Here is a 16523-nt window from a genome sequence, read left to right on the forward strand (position 1 = left end):
TAGAACGGCCGTGACGCGTGACGCGGTGTCAGGGACGGCAAGGCTGGTCGGTGCCCGGGTGGCGATGCGCGCGGGCCCCTGCTCCCGTCCCGGCCGGTGCCGGGGAGCTGCTGGTGGAAGGGGACGGGACTGTGAGTCGTACGGTCATCCGCGGCGGGCTGGTCATCACCGCCGCCGACGAGATCCATGCCGATGTCCTGGTGGAGGGCGGCCGGGTGGCCGCGCTCGCCGCACACGGGCAGGAGGCCGCGCTGGGCTGGACCGAGTCCGCCGACCGGGTCATCGACGCCGCCGGGAAGTACGTGATCCCGGGCGGCGTGGACGCCCACACGCACATGGACTTCCCGTTCGGCGGGACCGCGTCCTCCGACACCTTCGAGACCGGCACCCGGGCCGCGGCGTGGGGCGGCACCACCACCATCATCGACTTCGCCGTGCAGTCCCGCGGCAAGTCGCTGCGCGAGGGGCTGGACCAGTGGCACGCCAAGTCCGACGCGCAGTGCGCCGTCGACTACGCGTTCCACATGATCCTCTCCGACGTGAACGAGAACAGCCTGAAGGAGATGGACCTCCTGGTGGCCGAGGGGGTCACCTCCTTCAAGCTCTTCACGGCCTACCCGGGCGTCTTCTACAGCGACGACGGCCAGATCCTCCGCGCGATGCAACGGGCCGCCGGGAACGGCGGGCTGGTGATGATGCACGCCGAGAACGGCATCGCCATCGACGTACTCGTCGAACAGGCGCTGGCCGAGGGCCGGACCGATCCGCGCTACCACGGCGAGGTGCGGCGCGAGCTGCTGGAGGCGGAGGCCACGCACCGCACGATCCAGCTGGCCCGGGTCGCCGGCGCGCCGCTCTACGTCGTCCACGTCTCGGCCGAGGAGGCCGTCGCCGAGCTGACGCAGGCCCGCGACAAGGGGCTCCCCGTCTTCGGCGAGACCTGCCCCCAGTACCTCTTCCTCTCCACCGACAACCTCGCCGAGCCGGACTTCGAGGGCGCGAAGTACGTCTGCAGCACGCCGCTGCGGCCGCGCGCACACCAGGCGGCGCTCTGGCGCGGGCTGCGCACCGACGACCTCCAGGTCGTCTCCACCGACCACTGCCCCTTCTGCTTCGTCGGCCAGAAGGAGCTGGGCCGCGGCGACTTCTCGAAGATCCCGAACGGCATGCCGGGCGTCGAGAACCGCATGGACCTGCTCCACCAGGCCGTACTGGACGGCCACATCAGCCGCCGCCGCTGGATCGAGATCGCCTGCGCCGCGCCCGCGCGGATGTTCGGGCTGTATCCGAAGAAGGGCACGATCACGCCCGGCGCCGACGCGGACATCGTGATCTACGACCCGCACGCCGAACAGGTGATGTCGGCCGAAACCCACCACATGAACGTGGACTACTCCGCGTACGAGGGGCGGCGCGTCACCGGCCGGGTGGAGACTGTCCTCTCCCGCGGCGAACTCGTCATCGAGGACCGCGAGTTCACGGGCCACGCGGGCCACGGCCAGTACACCCCGCGGGCCACCTGCCAGTTCCTCTCCTGACCGCGACCGGCCCCTCCGGGACGTCAGTCGTCATCACCGGCTCTACACCAGGGAGTTGAAGAGATGGACTTCGGAGTCGTCCTGCAGAACGATCCGCCCGCCTCCGCCGTGGTCGGGCTCATGCGCCGCGCCGAGCGGCAGGGCTTCCGCTACGGCTGGACCTTCGACTCCGCCGTGCTCTGGCAGGAGCCGTTCGTCATCTACAGCCGCGTCCTGGAGCACACCGACCGGCTGATCGTCGGCCCGATGGTCACCAACCCCTCCACCCGCACCTGGGAGGTCACCGCCTCCACCTTCGCCACCCTCAACGACATGTACGGCAACCGCACCGTCTGCGGCATCGGCCGCGGCGACTCGGCGATGCGGGTCGCCGGGCGGAAGCCGAACACCCTTGCCCGCGTCGGCGAGGCCATCACCGTCATCCGCGACCTCGCCGAGGGCCGCGAGGCCACCGTGGACGGCAACCCCGTGCGGCTGCCTTGGGTCCGCGACGGCAGGCTGCCGGTCTGGATGGCGGCGTACGGCCCCAAGGCCCTGGCCATGGCGGGCCGGGTCGCCGACGGCTTCATCCTCCAGCTCGCCGACCCGTTCCTCACCGAGTGGATGGTCAAGGCGGTACGGGACGCCGCCGCCGAGGCCGGACGCGATCCGGACGCGCTGACGATCTGCGTGGCGGCGCCCGCTTACATCGGCACGGACCTGGCCCACGCCCGCGAACAGTGCCGCTGGTTCGGCGGCATGGTCGGAAACCACGTCGCCGACCTGGTGAGCCGCTACGGCGAGCACTCCGGCATGGTCCCGGAGGAGCTGACCGCGTACATCAAGACCCGCGAGAAGTACGACTACGCGCACCACGGCCGGGCCGGCAACCCCGACACCGCCTTCGTCCCCGACGAGATCGTCGACCGCTTCTGCCTCCTCGGCCCGCCCGAGGCCCACATCGAGAAGCTGCGCGCCCTCCGCGCCCTCGGCGTCGACCAGTTCGCCCTTTACGCCATGCACGACAGCAAAGAAGCCACCATCGACACCTACGGCACCGACGTCATCCCGGCCCTGGCGGCGGAGTGAGAACCCCCGCCGTGTCCTCGGACGGCCGTGACGAAGGGCCGCCCGGCACGGGCGGCAGGATCGAACTCCCGCCGGACGAGATACCCGCCGACGGCCGCTTCAGCAATGCCGACCTGCGCCCCGTGCCCGCCGCCGACCGGCACTGGACCACGTACAACTTCGCCGCCCTCTGGGTCGGCATGGCCCACAACATCCCGTCCTGGACGCTCGCCTCCGGCCTGGTCGCGCTCGGCATGGACTGGAAGCAGGCGGTCCTGACGATCGCCCTCGCCAACGTCATCGTGCTGTTCCCGATGCTGCTCACCGGTCATGCCGGACCCAAGTACGGCATACCCTTCCCGGTCCTGGCCCGCGCCTCCTTCGGGCTGCGCGGGGCCAACCTCCCGGCGCTGCTGCGGGCCGCCGTGGCCTGCTGCTGGTTCGGCATCCAGACCTGGATCGGCGGCCAGGGCATCTACATCCTGCTCGGCAAGATCTTCGGCGGTGGCTGGGAGAAGGCCACGCCGGTCGCCGGATACCCCTGGACCCTCTGGCTCTGCTTCGTCGTCTTCTGGGCCCTCGAACTGGCCATCATCGCGCGGGGCATGGAGACCCTGCGCCGCTTCGAGAACTGGGCGGCGCCCTTCGTGCTGGTCGGCGCGGTCGCCCTGCTGGTCTGGATCGCCGCGAAGGCGGGCGGCCTCGGCCCCCTCCTGGACCAGCCGAGCAGGCTGGGCTGGGGCGCGGACTTCTGGCCGGTCTTCTTCCCGTCCCTCATGGGCATGATCGGCTTCTGGGCCACCCTGTCGCTCAACATCCCCGACTTCACCCGCTTCGGCGCCGGTCAGCGCGCGCAGGTCTGGGGCCAGACGCTCGGCCTGCCCACCACCATGACGGCCTTCGCGCTCCTCTCCGTCCTGGTCACCTCCGGCTCCCAGGCGGTGTACGGCGTGCCGGTCTGGGACCCGGTGGCCCTGGCGGGCAAGGCCGACAATGTCTTCGGGCTGCTCTTCGCGCTGGTCACGGTCCTGATCGCGACGATCAGCGTCAACATCGCGGCCAATGTCGTCTCCCCGGCCTACGACCTGGCCAACCTCGCCCCGCGCGTACTGACCTTCCGCAGCGGCGCGCTGATCACCGGCGTGCTCGGCGTCCTCGTCCTCCCCTGGAAACTCACCGCCACGCCCGAGCTGTACATCTTCACCTGGCTCGGGGTGGTCGGCGGGCTCCTCGGCACCGTCGCCGGCATCCTCATCGCCGACTACTGGATCATCCGCCGCACCGTCCTGGACCTCGCCGGCCTCTACCGGCCGGGCGGCCGCTACTGGTACACGGCAGGCTGGAACTGGCGTGCACTCGTGGCGTTCGGCCTCGGCGGGCTGCTCGCCGTGGGCGGCTCGTACTCGCAGCCGGGGAAGGGCCCCTTCCCCGCGGACGGGCTGATCCCCTTCCTCCGGCCGCTGGCGGACTACGGCTGGGCGGTGGGCCTGACGGCGTCGCTGGCCGTGTACGCGGTGCTGATGGCCCGCGTGAGGCGGGAGGCGGGCCCGCGAGAGGCGTGACTGTCGGACCCTCCTGAGATGCTTCTGCCGGTGCCGGTCAGCGAACCGGTCACCGCATCGACCATCACGAGGGGGCTGTACGCATGAGACGAGTGAGCGGCAGACGGGTGGCCGCGGGAGTGGCGGTGCTGGCCGCTGCGGCCGTGGCGGCAGCGGGGCCGGCGCGGGCGGCGGACGGGCCGCTGCTCCCGCACCCGGGACCGGACGGCCTGGTCTGGGTGCCGGAGCGGACGGGTGACGGCGGCGCGGCGTCGGGCGGGGCGACCGACCGGCAGCCGATGACGGTGACGGTGGCCTGCCAGGGCGGCGGGACGGCCGCGGTGTCGCTGCAGGGCACCCACCTCTTCACGGTGGACTGCCCGGCCGACGCGCCGGGGCGGGGCTCCGCCTCCGTCCCGGGCTTCTGGGGCAGTTGGTACGTCGGCGTCGACACCTCTGTGGACACCACCCGCTGGTCGCTCACGGTGACCCAGCCGGACGGCTGAGGCGGGGCGCGACCGCGGTCGTGGGGGCGCCCGGTGCACCGCCGCACCGGGCGCCGCTCCGGCCGTTTCCCGGCGCCTGGTGGCGTCCTTGTCGCACTATCAGGTGGTTTCCGGCCATACATGGGAAGACGGCGGTTGCCGCCGCGACCGAGTGGCGATCATGCTCAGGGTGACCAATCGACACCCTCGCAGCGTGCGTCGCCGCCTTCTCCTGCCGGTCGGCGCCGCCGCGCTCAGCTCGCTGTCCCTGCTGTCCGCACTGCCCGCCACCGCGCAGTCGGAGGCTCGGCAGCCCGCCTCGGAGCCGGGCCCGCCCGGCCGCCTGCCCACGAGCGCCGCCGAAGTGCGTACGGCCGCCCACCTGGAGTCCGTCCGGCACCGCCCGGCACAGCTGCGGGAATTCTTCCGGCAGCTGCCCAAGGGCGGAGACCTGCACAACCACCTGTCCGGCGCGGTCTCGACCGAGTATTTGATCAAGCTCGCCGGGGATGACGGGCTGTGCATCGTCGAGCAGACGATGACGGCCGTCAAGGGGCCCTGCGGAGCGGGCACCCGGCCCGCCGCCGACGCCCGTACCGACGCATCCTTCCGCGACGCACTGGTACGGGCCTGGTCCATGGAGGGATTCCCCCCGGACCAGTCGGGGCACGACCACTTCTTCGCCGCCTTCGGGAAGTTCGGCGCGGTGAGCGGGCGCCACCCCGGCAAGCTCCTGTCCGAGGTGGCCAACTCCGCGGCCGCGCAGAACCAGTTCTACCTGGAGACTATGGCCACCCCCGCCTCGAAGGCCGGCAAGCAGCTCGCGGAGGAGGTCGGGTGGGACGACGACCTCGACGCGCTGCACAAGAAGCTGCTCGCCGGCGGCAAGCTGGACCGGCTCGTGGCCCAGGCCCGCGCGGAGGCCGACGCGACCGAAGCGGAGTTCCGTGCCGCGGCGCGCTGCGGCACCGACCACCCCACCCGCGCCTGCCGACTGCCGATGCGCTGGATCTCCCAGGTCTCCCGGGGCGGTTCACCGGAGCGCGTCTTCACGCAGATGGCACTCGGACTGCGGCTGGCCGAGCGCGACCGGCGATTCGCCGCGGTGAACCTGGTCCAGCCCGAGGACGAGGCCAACGCACTGCGCCACTACCGCCTGCAGATGCGCATGCTGGACCATCTGCACCGCCAGTACCCGAAGGCCCACATCACCCTGCACGCGGGTGAGCTGTGGCCGGGCCTGGTCAAGCCGGAGGACCTGACCTTCCACATCGGCGAGGCGGTGCACACCGGCCACGCCGAGCGCATCGGCCACGGCGTCGACCTGGTCCACGAGGACGGCTGGCAGCGCCTGGCCCGCACGATGGCCCGCCGGGAGACCGCCGTCGAGGTGCCCCTCACCAGCAACGCGCAGATCCTCGGCGTCAAGGGCGCCGATCACCCCTTCAACACCTACCGTGCCTACGGCGTCCCGGTGGTCCTGGCCACCGACGACCCCGGCATCTCCCGCACCGACATCAGCCGCGAGTACGAGTACGCGTCCACCACCTACCACCTGCGCTACCCGGAGCTGAAGGACCTGGCGCGGGCCTCGCTGGAGTACGCCTTCCTGCCCGGCCGCAGCCTCTGGCGCGGCAACCCCACGCGCGGTGGCTACCGCCCCGCCGACGCCTGCAGTGGCGACCGCCCCGGCAGCGACCGCCCCGGCGAGCGCTGCCGGCGCCTGCTGGCCGACAGCCCCAAGGCGGCCGTGCAGTGGCGGCAGGAGGCCGCCTTCGCCTCCTTCGAACAGCGCGCCGGCCGACGGCCTTGACCGAAGCCCCGCTTTCCCGGCGCCCGGTGTCGGGCGCCGGGCCCGGTGGCTACGGCACCCGGGCCGTCCACTCCGGGTCGCTGAACTTGTCCGTCGCCAGTTCGCGTGCCCGGGTGAACTCCTCGTCGGTGACCGTGCCGTCCGTGCCGCCGTAGCGGGTCCGGAAGGAGGCGATCATGCGGGCGATGACCTCGGCGCGGGGCAGGCCGGTCTGCCGGCGGAGCGGGTCGACGCGCTTCTTGGCGCTGGTGGTGCCCTTGTCGGAGAGCTTCTCCTTGCCGATGCGGAGCACCTCGACCATCTTGTCCGCGTCGATGTCGTAGGACATCGTCACGTGGTGGAGCACGGCCCCGGAGCCGGTGACCATCCGCTTCTGGGCCGCGCCGGCGATCTTCCCGGCGTCCGTCGCGATGTCGTTGAGCGGCTTGTACCAGGCGTTGATGCCCATGTCACCGAGGGCCGCGAGCACCCAGTCGTCGAGGTAGGCGTAGCTCTCGGCGAAGGTGAGGCCGTGCACGAGGGACTCGGGGACGGGGAGCGAGTAAGCGATGGCGTGGCCCGGCTCGACGAAGGCCGGTCCGGGGGACACTACGAACCTTCCTTCCCTGGAGGCAAGGCGGTCGTGCGGAGCGTTATGGCCCATGGCTCGACCTCGTCGACGGACGTCCCGCCGCCATCGGGCGCACTCCGACGACATCACCACAAGGGCACTCGGCCGGGCTCCGCGTCGGAAGTCGAGCAGATCTTCACCGCCCAGCGCGACCGGTCCCAGCCGGCCGTGGTCGGCGACTCCGTCAAGGCCATGCACCACTGGCGCGGCGCCCGCGACGGCATGACCGGCTTCGCGGCACCGCCCTCCTGTCGGTCCTACGCACGCGAACGCGTCGAGGGCGAGGGACACATTCAAGCCGTGCGCGCTCTCGCCCGTCGCCGCGTCACTGTCCTCTGGGTCCTCCTGTGCGACGGACGGTGCTACGAAACCACGCCGCCCGTCGCCCCTCGCGGCTTGTCGGACGGCATGAGGAATCAGTCAGACCGTCCCTTGGGCGAGCATGGCGACGGCCACCCGTTCGAAGCCCGCGATGTCGGCGCCCAAGACGTAGTTGCCGGGCGCGCCGTACCGGTCGGCGGTCGCGCGGCAGGTGTCGTGGATCGTGCGCATGACGGCCGAAAGCCGCGTCTCGACGAGTCGGGCCGGCCAGACGTCGCGCCGGGCGTTCTGCTGCATCTCGAACGCGCTGACGGCGACGCCGCCGGCGTTGGCCGCCTTGCCCGGGCCGAACGCCACACCGGCCTCCTGCAAGAGGCGCACGGCGTCCGGTGTGGTGGGCATGTTCGCGCCCTCGGACACCGCCTTCACCCCGTTGTTCACCAAGGCCGACGCGGCCGCGGAGTCCAACTCGTTCTGCGTGGCCGAGGGCAGTGCGACGTCGGTGGGGACATCCCACACACTGCCGCCGGCCACGTAGTCGGCGGACGCGCCGCGACGCGCCGCGTACTGGCTGACCCGGCCCCGCTCCACCTCCTTGACCTGCCGCAACAGGGCCACGTCGATCCCCTTGGCGTCGACCACGCAGCCCCCGGAGTCGGAAGCGGTGACGACGTGGGCGCCCATGGACTGCGCCTTTTCGATGGTGTGGAGCGCGACATTGCCCGAGCCGGACACCGTGACGCGCTGCCCGTCCAGGTCTTCACCGCGGGCCCGCAGCATCAGGGAGGCGAAGAGCACGTTGCCGTACCCGGTGGCCTGCTTCCGTACCGCCGAGCCGCCCCAGGCGGGGTCCTTTCCGGTGACAGCCCCCGCCTCCCAGCGGTTGGTGATGCGCCGGTACTGGCCGAAGAGGTAACCGATCTCGCGCTCTCCGACACCGATGTCGCCGGCCGGCACGTCGGTGTGCTCGCCGAGGTGCCGGTGGAGTTCGGTCATGAAGGACTGGCAGAAGCGCATGACCTCGCCGTCGGAGCGGCCGCGCGGGTCGAAGTCGCTGCCGCCCTTCCCGCCTCCGAGAGGCAGGCCGGTGAGCGCGTTCTTGAAGACTTGCTCGAAACCCAGGAACTTCACGATGCCGAGGTTCACCGACGGGTGGAACCGCAGACCACCCTTGTACGGCCCCAGGCTGCTGTTGAACTCCACGCGGAACCCACGGTTGACCCGGGTCCTCCCGGCGTCGTCCGTCCAGGGGACCCGGAAGAGGATCTGCCGCTCGGGCTCCACGATCCGTTCGACGAGCCCCGGCTTGTTGAACTCCGGGTGCGCGGTGAGCGCCGGTGCGATGTGCTGCAGGACTTCCAGCACCGCTTGATGGAATTCCGGCTCGCCGGGGTTGCGGCGCAGGAGGTCGGCATGGAGTTGTTCGAGCACCAGCAGTTCGGGGGTCAGGACGCGTCCTCCGGCTGTAGTGGTCGGCATGGGGTCCTCCTTTCGATGTGCTGCTGTACGTGATCGCGCTGAGGTGTGGCCGTACGGGGCTATGCCGCCGGGCGGAAGGCGAGCACGGTGTTGTGCCCGCCGAACCCCAGTGAGTTGCTCAGTGCCAGACGGGTCCGCTGCGGCCGGGGAGCGCCGGACACCACGTCCACGGTGTCGGTGCCCGGCCCGGCGCGCAGGAAGTTGGCGGTGGGCGGTACAAGGCGGTGCTCGACCGTCAGTGCGGTGAGTGCGGCTTCGACGGCTCCGGCCGCCCCCATGGTGTGCCCCATGACGCCCTTGGGGGCGGTCACCGAGGGGGGATCGCCGGTGAAGTGCTCGTGCAGCGCCGCGGCTTCGACGCGGTCGTTGAGTGGGGTGCTGGTGCCGTGCGCGTTGATGTGGTCGACCTCGTCCGGCGTGGCCCCGGCCGTGCGCAGTGCCTCCCGGACGGCCCGGCCGAGGCCGCGCCCCTCGGGGTCCGGTGCCACCGGGTGGTGGGCGTCGGCGGAGGTCGCGTAGCCGGCGAGCTGCGCGTGGACGGGGGCCCCGCGGGCCCTGGCGTCGTCGGCCCGTTCGAGCACCAGCACGCCGGCTCCCTCACCGATGACGAAGCCGTCCCGGTCGCGGTCGAAGGGCCGCGAGGCGGCAGCGGGATCGTCGTGACGGCGGGAGAGCGCCCCCATCCGCGCGAAGGCCGTGGTGCACAGCGGTGTGACCATGGCGTCGGCGCCGCCCGCGACGGCGATGTCGCAGGCGTCGTTCCGCAGGAGCATGGCCGCGGTGGCGACGGCGCTCGCGCCCGAGGCGCACGCGGTGGCGGTGTGCAGCACGGGCCCCGTGGCCCGCAGGCCGATGGCCACGTGTCCGGCCGCCATATTGGGCAGGAAGGCGGGCAGGGTGAGCGGCGACACCGCCCTGTCGCCGGTGTCGAGGAACCGCCGGAACTGCTCCTCGTACGTCCCCACGCCGCCGGCTGCCGAGCCGAGGACCACCGCCACCCGGGTGCCGCCCCACTCGGCGGGCGCGAGGCGGGCGTCGGCGACGGCCTCGTGGGCGGCGGCCAGCGCGAACTGGGTGAACCTGTCGTGCCGGGACGGCCGGGGCCCCGGCACGTGCTCCCGCGGGTCGAAGCCCGGCACCCGGCACGAGAACGCGACCGGCAGTCCTGCCAGCGCGGGGTCGGCCGCCGCTGCCGACCGCCCCGAGCAGACCCCCGCCCAGGTCGCCTTCGTGCCGATGCCCGCGGGGGTTACGAGGCCGATGCCGGTGACGGCGACGGCCCCGGCCTGCCCGCTTCCGGTCACTGCGGGGCCCCCGGGGCCGTCGGTGCCGGTCCGCCGGACACCTGCTCCTGCACGACGCGGGCGAACTGCTCCAGCGTCAGGTCGGCGGCGGCCTCGTCCTCCTCCAGTTCCGTGCCCCAGTGCTCCTGGAGGGTGACGTAGAGCTCGACGAGGGCCAGTGAATCGAGTTCCAGGTCGGCGAGCGTGACGTCGGGGGCGACCTGCTCGGCGTCGACCTCGAACTTGTCGGTCAGTACGGTCACGAGGTGGTCGTAGACAGCTTCCACGGCTGCTTCCTCCTTGCGGATCGGGGGGTGGGTTCGGTGGTGCGGGTCTCGGGTTCGCGGGTCAGCGGGCGGGCCGCGGGCCACCTCAGGGCGATCGAGCCCCAGGTCAGTCCGCCGCCGAAGGCCGTCAGCAGACTGCGGGCGCCGGGGCGGACGGCCGTGTGCCTCGCGGTGTCGGCCAAGGCGAGCGGGATGGACGCGGCGGCGGTGTTGCCGACTTCGCGGATGTTGCCGTGGCGGTAGGCGGCGGGGATGCCGATGCGGTCGGCGACGGAGTCGAGGATGCGCTGGTTGGCCTGGTGGCCGATGAACGCTCCGATGCTTTCCGGCTGCCATCCCGCCCGGTCGAGCACGGTCTGCGACGATTCGGCCATCCGGCGCACCGCCTGTCCGTACACCTCGCGGCCCTGCATTCGGAAGTAGCGTGTTCCGCGGTCGAGCCGCGCCGAGGTGTCGGGCCGGCGGGAGCCGCCCGCCGCGATGGCGATCAGATCGCTGCCGGCGCCGTCGGACCCCAGATCGACGGCGATGACGGCACCGGCCTCGCCAGTGTGCCCCGCACGGAGCAGCACGGCCCCCGCCCCGTCACCGAAGATCACGGCGGTGTCCCGGTCCAGCGGGTCGACGATGGTCGAGTACGTCTCGGCGCCGATCACCAGCGGCCGGTCGCAGACGCCGCTCCTGACGAGCGCGGTGGCGACGGCGACGCCGTAGACGAAGCCCGAGCACACCGCGGCCAGGTCGAAGGCCGGCACCGTCCCCAGACCGAGACGGTGTGCGACGTCGGGGGCGGTCGCCGGGCAGCGGCGGTCCGGCGTCGTGGTCGCCACCAGGACCAGGTCGGCGCGGCAGCGCGCGGACGCCTCGGCGGCCCGGCCGGCAGCCACCGCCAGATCCCCGGTACTGACGCCTTCGTCCGCCTGCCGCCGGCAGGCGATGCCGGTGCGGGAGCGGATCCACTGGTCGGTGGTCTCCAGCACCCCGCGGCGCGTCACCTCGTCGTTCGACACGACGCGTGGCGGCAGGCAGGCGCCGATGCCGTGGACGACGGCCGTGGGACTCTGCTGTGCCATGGTCTGCAGTCCTCACTCTCGGAGCTCTCTGAGTACCGGTCAGGCCGCGAAGGGCGAGGCCGGTTTCGGGATGCCGGCGAGTCCGCCGTCGGGCACGGACGCGCCGCCGTCGAGCAGCAGGGCCTGCCCGGTGAGGAAGGAAGCGGCGGGTGAGGCGAGGAAGAGCGTGGCGTACGCGACTTCCTCCGGCTCCGCCCACCGGCCCATCGGCACGTGCGCCATCAGCCAGTCCGACAGCGGCCCCGTGGAGTAGGCGAAGGCGGTCATGTCCGTACGGGTCCACCCCGGGCACAGCGCGTTGACGCGGATGCCCGCGCGGGCCCAGCCTGACGCGAGACTGCGGGCGAGGGAGATCTGGGCCGCCTTGGACGCGGCGTACGCCTCCATCCGGGGCGTGCCCGTCACGCCGGCGAGGGAAGACATCAGCACCACGCTGGGCCGGGAGGAGGCGGCGAGGTGGGGGTGCGCGCGCCGGCACAGCGCGGCCGTGGCGTTGAGGTTGACCGACAGCACCTGGTCCCAGTCCTCCTGCGCGGAGTCCTGCAGGGGAACCATGACCGGGCTGCCGTCGGGCAGGGAGGGGAGGAGACCGGCGTTGTGGACCACGATGTCCAGGCCGCCGAGCCCGGCCGCCGCGTCGTCCACCACCGCCTCCGCCGCCCGGCTCCGCGCGAAGTCGCCCGGCACCAGGACCGCGGTGCGTCCTTCGTCCCGTACCAGCGCGGCGGTCTCCTCCAGGGCCGGGGCGCTCCGGGCGGACAGGGCAAGGTCGGCGCCGGCCTGCGCGAGGGCAAGCGCCACGGCCCGCCCGATGCCGCGGGAGGCCCCGGTCACGAGGGCGCGGGCGCCGTCGAGCCGGAAGGATTCGAGTGCTTTCATGACGGACTCCTTTGAACGGCGGGGGCGTCTGCGTGGTGCGGGGGAGGGGGTGCGCACAGGCGGGGCGCGAGGCGGATGGACGGCGCGCCGGTCCAGGTCAGCAGTGCGCTGCCCCAGGTCAGGCCGGCGCCGAAGGCGGCGATCAGTACCCGGCCGCCGTGTGGCAGCAGTCCGCGGGCGGCGGCGCCGGCCAGGGCGTACGGGGCGCTGGCGGCACCGATGTTGCCCACCTCGTCGCCCACGATGACCAGGCGCTCGGACGGGATGCCGATGCGGTCGCCGAGGCTCCGCAACAGGACGGGGTTGGGCTGGTGGGTGATGAACGCGTCTATGTCCTCCAGGCGCAGCCGGTTGCGGGCCAGGCTCTCGTCGACGAGGCGCGGGAAGATCTCGGTGATGAAGTCGCGTACCGCGCGGCCGTCCATGTGGATGTGGTGCCGGCCGCCGTCGAGCGTGGCCGCGCTGGCGGGCGCGCGGCTGCCGCCGGCCGGAATGAGGACGTGGTGGGCCCCGGTCCCGTCCGATCCGAGCCGGAAGTCGGTGAACCCGCCGTCCTGTACGGGCCCTAGCACCGCGGCGGCCGCCCCGTCGGCGAAGAGCACCGCTGTGCCGCGGTCCGTGGGATCGACGAACTTGGAGTACGCCTCGACGCCGACGACCGCCGCGTAGCGCGTACAGGAGTCCTCGCGCAGCCAGCCGTGCGCGACCCGGGTGGCGAAGAGCCAGCCGGAGCAGGCCGCGCTGACGTCCAGGGCCACCGCGTTGCGGGCACCGGTCAGGGCCTGGATGCGGCAGGCCGTGGAGGGGCCCAGCTCGTCGGGCGTCGAGGTGGCGGCCACCAGGACGTCCAGCTGGTCGATGTCGATGCCCGCCGCGGCGACGGCGGCCCGCACGGCCGCCGCGGCCAGCTCGGAGGCTGCCTCGTCCTGGCCCGCGACGTGCCGGGCGCGCACTCCCGTGCGGTCGGTGATCCAGTCGGGGGTGACGCCGACGGGGCCGGCGACGTCGTGGTTGGTCCGCCGGGTCCGTGGCAGGTAGGTACCCATCCCCAGGACCCCGATGCGGGGAGCGGTCGTGGACGAACGGATCATGACGGCCCTTCCGGTGGCCGGTTCAGGTGGTCGGTCAGTGCCGCGGCGTAGTCGCGCGCGCCGAGCGGAGCGGGCGGGACGGCCCGCGGCGTGCTCATCGCCTCGGTCAGCAGCGGCAGGTGGGGCAGCAGCCGGTCGCACAGGCCGTCCATCACGCCGGGCAGGGCACGCGCCTGCGACACGCTGAGCACCCCGGAGGTCAGCAGACGTCCGGTGAGGCGACGCGCCTGCGTCGCCCCGTACAACGCGGCCAGCGGCTCCAGAACGGCGCGGAGCGCGGGAGTGCGGACCGTGGCCAGGGTGCCCGCCACGCTCTCGGCGGCCAGACGGTCGGCGTACGCCTCGCCCAGCTCGCGCGCCGGGTCCAGCAGGGGGTTCCAAAGTTCCAGGCCGTCCCGTCCGGCCTCGGTGCCCTCCCGTACGGCGCGTCGCAGTTCCCCCGCAAGCCGCTGCTCCTGTCTCCGCGCCACAGCGGGCCACCATGCGGGGTCCGCCACCGGCAGGCCGGACGGCTCGGGCGCCGTATCGGGAGCGTCGTGGTCCTCCGTGGCCAGGGCCCGCCCCGCGTCCAGCAGGATCAGGTGGCTGTCACCGCCGGCACTGTCGAAGGCGTGGGCGAAGCCGTGGTAAGCCTGCAACTGATTGGCCGTCAGGAAACCGGGCAACCCGCAACGGTGCTGGCACTCCGCGGCCACCCGCGCGGCACCGCGCACCGACAGCGCCTTGAGTACCGCGAGCGGGCGGTCGACGGCCGTCCACGGGGCGAAGGTCATCCCGTCATCGCGGTCCGTCGTGGGCCCGTGCCCGTCGGCCTCGGCGAGGGCATCCCCCCACAGGCGCCGCGCTGTACTGCCGGCGCAGGTCAGGGCGAAGGACTCCGCCAGACAGCCGAGCAGCGCGAGCTGTTGAGGCCGGTAGGCCAGTACCGGTTCGCCGGGGGCGAGCCGGCCGTGGGCGCGGCGGCGTGCGGAGTGGCGCAGCGCCTGGACCGCACACCGGCGCGCCATGGCGGCCATCGCCGAGGGCAGCGTCGCCCAGAGGGCCTGTCCCACGCACAGGGTGCGCCGCAGCCGGGCGTCCGGGCCGCCCAGCGGATCGCGGAACACTCCCCGCTCGTCGATGGACGCGCTGTCGCGCAGCCACTGCCCGTGGTCGAGACGGACGCCGCGGAACCGCACCAGCGCGTAATCCAGTGGCAGCGAGGGAAGTCCGACGCTGCGGGAGATCTCCACGCCCGGCAGCGGCCCGCGCTCGTCGCTGAGGTCCACGAGGAAGGAGAACACCCCACGGTCGACGCCCCCGACGAGCAGCCGGGCGCACACCACCGCGCTCTGCGGCAGCGAAGGCGAACCGACCCCCGAGAACTTCGCCGCCCCCGCGTCCGGGGTGGTGAGCACGAACTCCCCGGTCCCGGGCATGTATTCAGCGGTCGTCCGGATGCCCAGATGGCTGCTGCCGTCCCCGATCTCCGTGACCAGGAAGACTCCCTTCGTCCGCGCCGTCTCCAGCGCCCGCCACCGTTCTCCCAGCTCGGCCGGGTCCGCCAGGAGGGAGACGAGGGAGCTCAGGCACAGCGCGTAGTGGGAGAGGACGGCCATGTAGAGGGGCGGATCGGCGACCGCGACACACTCGCTGAGGAGGGCGAGCCGGTCCGGGTCGCCGAGCAGCTCCCTGGCCGGTGGCAGCTCGCCGGCGAGGCGGCGCAGCCTCCGGTGGACGGACCGGCCGCACTTCCCGTCGGAGGCCGTGGCTTCCCCGCTTTCGCCGGAGGCCGCGGCGTCGCCGTCCGGCGCCAGCGCGGTCACCAGACGGTCGTGCAGCCCGGCGTCCCGGCAGGCGCCGCCGGCGATCCGGGACAGTGCGTCGAGGTGCGGGTCCGAGGTCATCGGGCGACCCCCGTAGGACGGGTGGACGCGTCGGCTGGAGCGAGTGGGTCCGCCGTGCCGGGTGCCGGCCACGGGACGTCGGGCTCCCACAGGGTGGCGTACGTCCTGTCGCCGGTGTCCGGCAGTACGCGCCGTGCGCTGCGGGTCAGTGCCCGGCCCGTACCGGCTTCGAAGAACAACGCGCGTGTGGATCGGTCCAGTTCGTGCAGCAGCCCGGGCAGGCGCGCCGGACGCACCAGGCAGTCGGCGAGCCCGCGGTGGACGTCGTCGCCGGGCCGGTAGGCGCCGCCGCGCACCGCGGAGTACACGGGTACGCGGGCCGGGCGCGCGGGGAGGGAGCGGATGGAGGCCAGGAACGCGTCGGCCGCGTCGCGCAGGGACGGGTGGTGGGACGGGAACGGCAGCCGCAGGCGTACGACGGACACCCCTTGCCCCTCGGCGATCTCCTCCACGGCGCGCAGGGCCGGGACGGGGCCGCTGACGACCGTCTCCTCGGGGTCGTTGACGCAGGCCACAGCTACGTCCGGGGCACCGGCCAGGAGGGCGACGGCGCGGCTCTCCCCGATGTTGAACAGCGTCATGCCGCCCGGGCACTCGGCGAGTCGGCGGGCCAGCAGACAGGCGATGCGCGCCCCGTCAGGCACGGAGAACACCCCGGCCGCCGTGAGCGCGGCGATCTCACCGAAACTCACCCCCACCACCCTCCGGGGCGGCAGACCGATCGCACACAGCGCGCGGTGCACGGCGACCGAGGAACAGAACAGGGCCAGTTGCGGCGTCCCGACCGGGGCCGCCGCGAGGTCCCTGCCGCTGGGCGGCGAATCGCCGAGGAGCGCATCGGCCAGCGGCGGAATGCCGAACTCCGCCCCTGCGTGGGCGGCTTCGCCGAACGTGTCCGCGACGGCCTTGCGCACCGGGGCGTGGGTGCGCACGGCCTGGACGAGCGGGCCGAGTGCGAAGTCGCCCTGCCCAGGGAAGAGATGAATGACGTCGTACGTCTGGGAATACCGCTCATTCCGCGCGGCAGGGGGAGGGCTGCTCATCACAACTGCTCCTTCTCTCCGGTGCGATACCTGATTCGGTCCGTGGGACGCGGCCGTTCGTGCCGTGGCACCAGGACGCTTTCCGTCCCGGCTCGGTGGTGGTGTCGAATACCGGCCGATGGCGTCGGTGGTGTTCCGCGTAAACGA

Annotated in this window: 13 protein-coding genes and 1 pseudogene; 5 read left to right on the forward strand and 9 right to left on the reverse strand. The window is 72.9% G+C overall.

All coding sequences use genetic code 11. The features are described from left to right. Nucleotides 1-131 precede the first annotated feature (131 nt). From hydA to ACZ6WH_RS29880, 5 genes are all read left to right on the forward strand, one after another. Entirely contained in the window at nt 132-1538 is a 1407-nt protein-coding gene (gene hydA, locus ACZ6WH_RS29860) for a dihydropyrimidinase (protein WP_432860048.1), read from the forward strand. Between the two features lie 63 nt (nt 1539-1601). Next, nucleotides 1602-2606, forward strand: coding sequence for a TIGR03842 family LLM class F420-dependent oxidoreductase (locus ACZ6WH_RS29865; RefSeq protein WP_469732115.1), 1005 nt, complete (start codon nt 1602-1604; stop codon nt 2604-2606). A gap of 11 nt (nt 2607-2617) precedes the next feature. Next, nucleotides 2618-4147 (forward strand): NCS1 family nucleobase:cation symporter-1, encoded by a 1530-nt coding sequence (locus tag ACZ6WH_RS29870; RefSeq protein WP_469732117.1) that lies wholly within the window; start codon nt 2618-2620, stop codon nt 4145-4147. A gap of 83 nt (nt 4148-4230) precedes the next feature. Further along, the gene (locus ACZ6WH_RS29875) at nt 4231-4632 is read left to right on the forward strand and encodes a hypothetical protein (RefSeq protein WP_469732119.1); all 402 of its coding nucleotides are present in this window, start codon (nt 4231-4233) and stop codon (nt 4630-4632) included. Nucleotides 4633-4792: 160 nt separating this feature from the next. Continuing rightward, nucleotides 4793-6424 (forward strand): adenosine deaminase family protein, encoded by a 1632-nt coding sequence (locus ACZ6WH_RS29880; protein WP_469732121.1) that lies wholly within the window; start codon nt 4793-4795, stop codon nt 6422-6424. A gap of 49 nt (nt 6425-6473) precedes the next feature. Here the strand turns inward: ACZ6WH_RS29880 and ACZ6WH_RS29885 are convergent. The 9 genes and pseudogenes from ACZ6WH_RS29885 to ACZ6WH_RS29925 all read right to left on the reverse strand — a co-directional run. Then, a pseudogene (locus ACZ6WH_RS29885) lies at nt 6474-7058 on the reverse strand (lipoate--protein ligase family protein); the annotation flags it as partial. 396 nt (nt 7059-7454) lie between these two features. Beyond that, a complete protein-coding gene (gdhA, locus tag ACZ6WH_RS29890) occupies nt 7455-8834 on the reverse strand; it encodes an NADP-specific glutamate dehydrogenase (protein ID WP_469732123.1) in 1380 nt (459 codons plus the stop codon). A 59-nt stretch (nt 8835-8893) separates the two neighbouring features. Next, nucleotides 8894-10138, reverse strand: coding sequence for a beta-ketoacyl-[acyl-carrier-protein] synthase family protein (locus tag ACZ6WH_RS29895; RefSeq protein ID WP_469732125.1), 1245 nt, complete (start codon nt 10136-10138; stop codon nt 8894-8896). After that, nucleotides 10135-10404 carry an acyl carrier protein gene (locus ACZ6WH_RS29900; RefSeq protein ID WP_469732127.1) on the reverse strand — a complete coding sequence of 90 codons (270 nt, stop codon included), beginning with the start codon at nt 10402-10404 and terminating at the stop codon, nt 10135-10137. Before ACZ6WH_RS29900 ends, ACZ6WH_RS29895 begins: the two co-directional genes overlap by 4 nt. Next, nucleotides 10377-11477 (reverse strand): beta-ketoacyl-ACP synthase III, encoded by a 1101-nt coding sequence (locus ACZ6WH_RS29905; protein ID WP_469732129.1) that lies wholly within the window; start codon nt 11475-11477, stop codon nt 10377-10379. Before ACZ6WH_RS29905 ends, ACZ6WH_RS29900 begins: the two co-directional genes overlap by 28 nt. Before the next feature lie 39 nt (nt 11478-11516). After that, complete coding sequence (locus ACZ6WH_RS29910; protein WP_469732131.1) at nt 11517-12356, reverse strand: SDR family NAD(P)-dependent oxidoreductase; 840 nt, start codon at nt 12354-12356, stop codon at nt 11517-11519. After that, nucleotides 12353-13447, reverse strand: a complete 1095-nt coding sequence (locus tag ACZ6WH_RS29915; protein WP_469732133.1) for a 3-oxoacyl-ACP synthase III family protein — start codon at nt 13445-13447, stop codon at nt 12353-12355. The genes ACZ6WH_RS29910 and ACZ6WH_RS29915 overlap by 4 nt, the downstream gene beginning before the upstream one ends. Continuing rightward, nucleotides 13444-15333: an acyl-CoA dehydrogenase family protein gene (locus ACZ6WH_RS29920; RefSeq protein ID WP_469732135.1), complete on the reverse strand. Its 1890-nt coding sequence runs from the start codon at nt 15331-15333 to the stop codon at nt 13444-13446. Before ACZ6WH_RS29920 ends, ACZ6WH_RS29915 begins: the two co-directional genes overlap by 4 nt. Further along, complete coding sequence (locus ACZ6WH_RS29925; RefSeq protein ID WP_469732137.1) at nt 15330-16376, reverse strand: acyltransferase domain-containing protein; 1047 nt, start codon at nt 16374-16376, stop codon at nt 15330-15332. The genes ACZ6WH_RS29920 and ACZ6WH_RS29925 overlap by 4 nt, the downstream gene beginning before the upstream one ends. Nucleotides 16377-16523: the final 147 nt, after the last annotated feature.

This window comes from Streptomyces sp. NPDC050806, assembly GCF_055586425.1.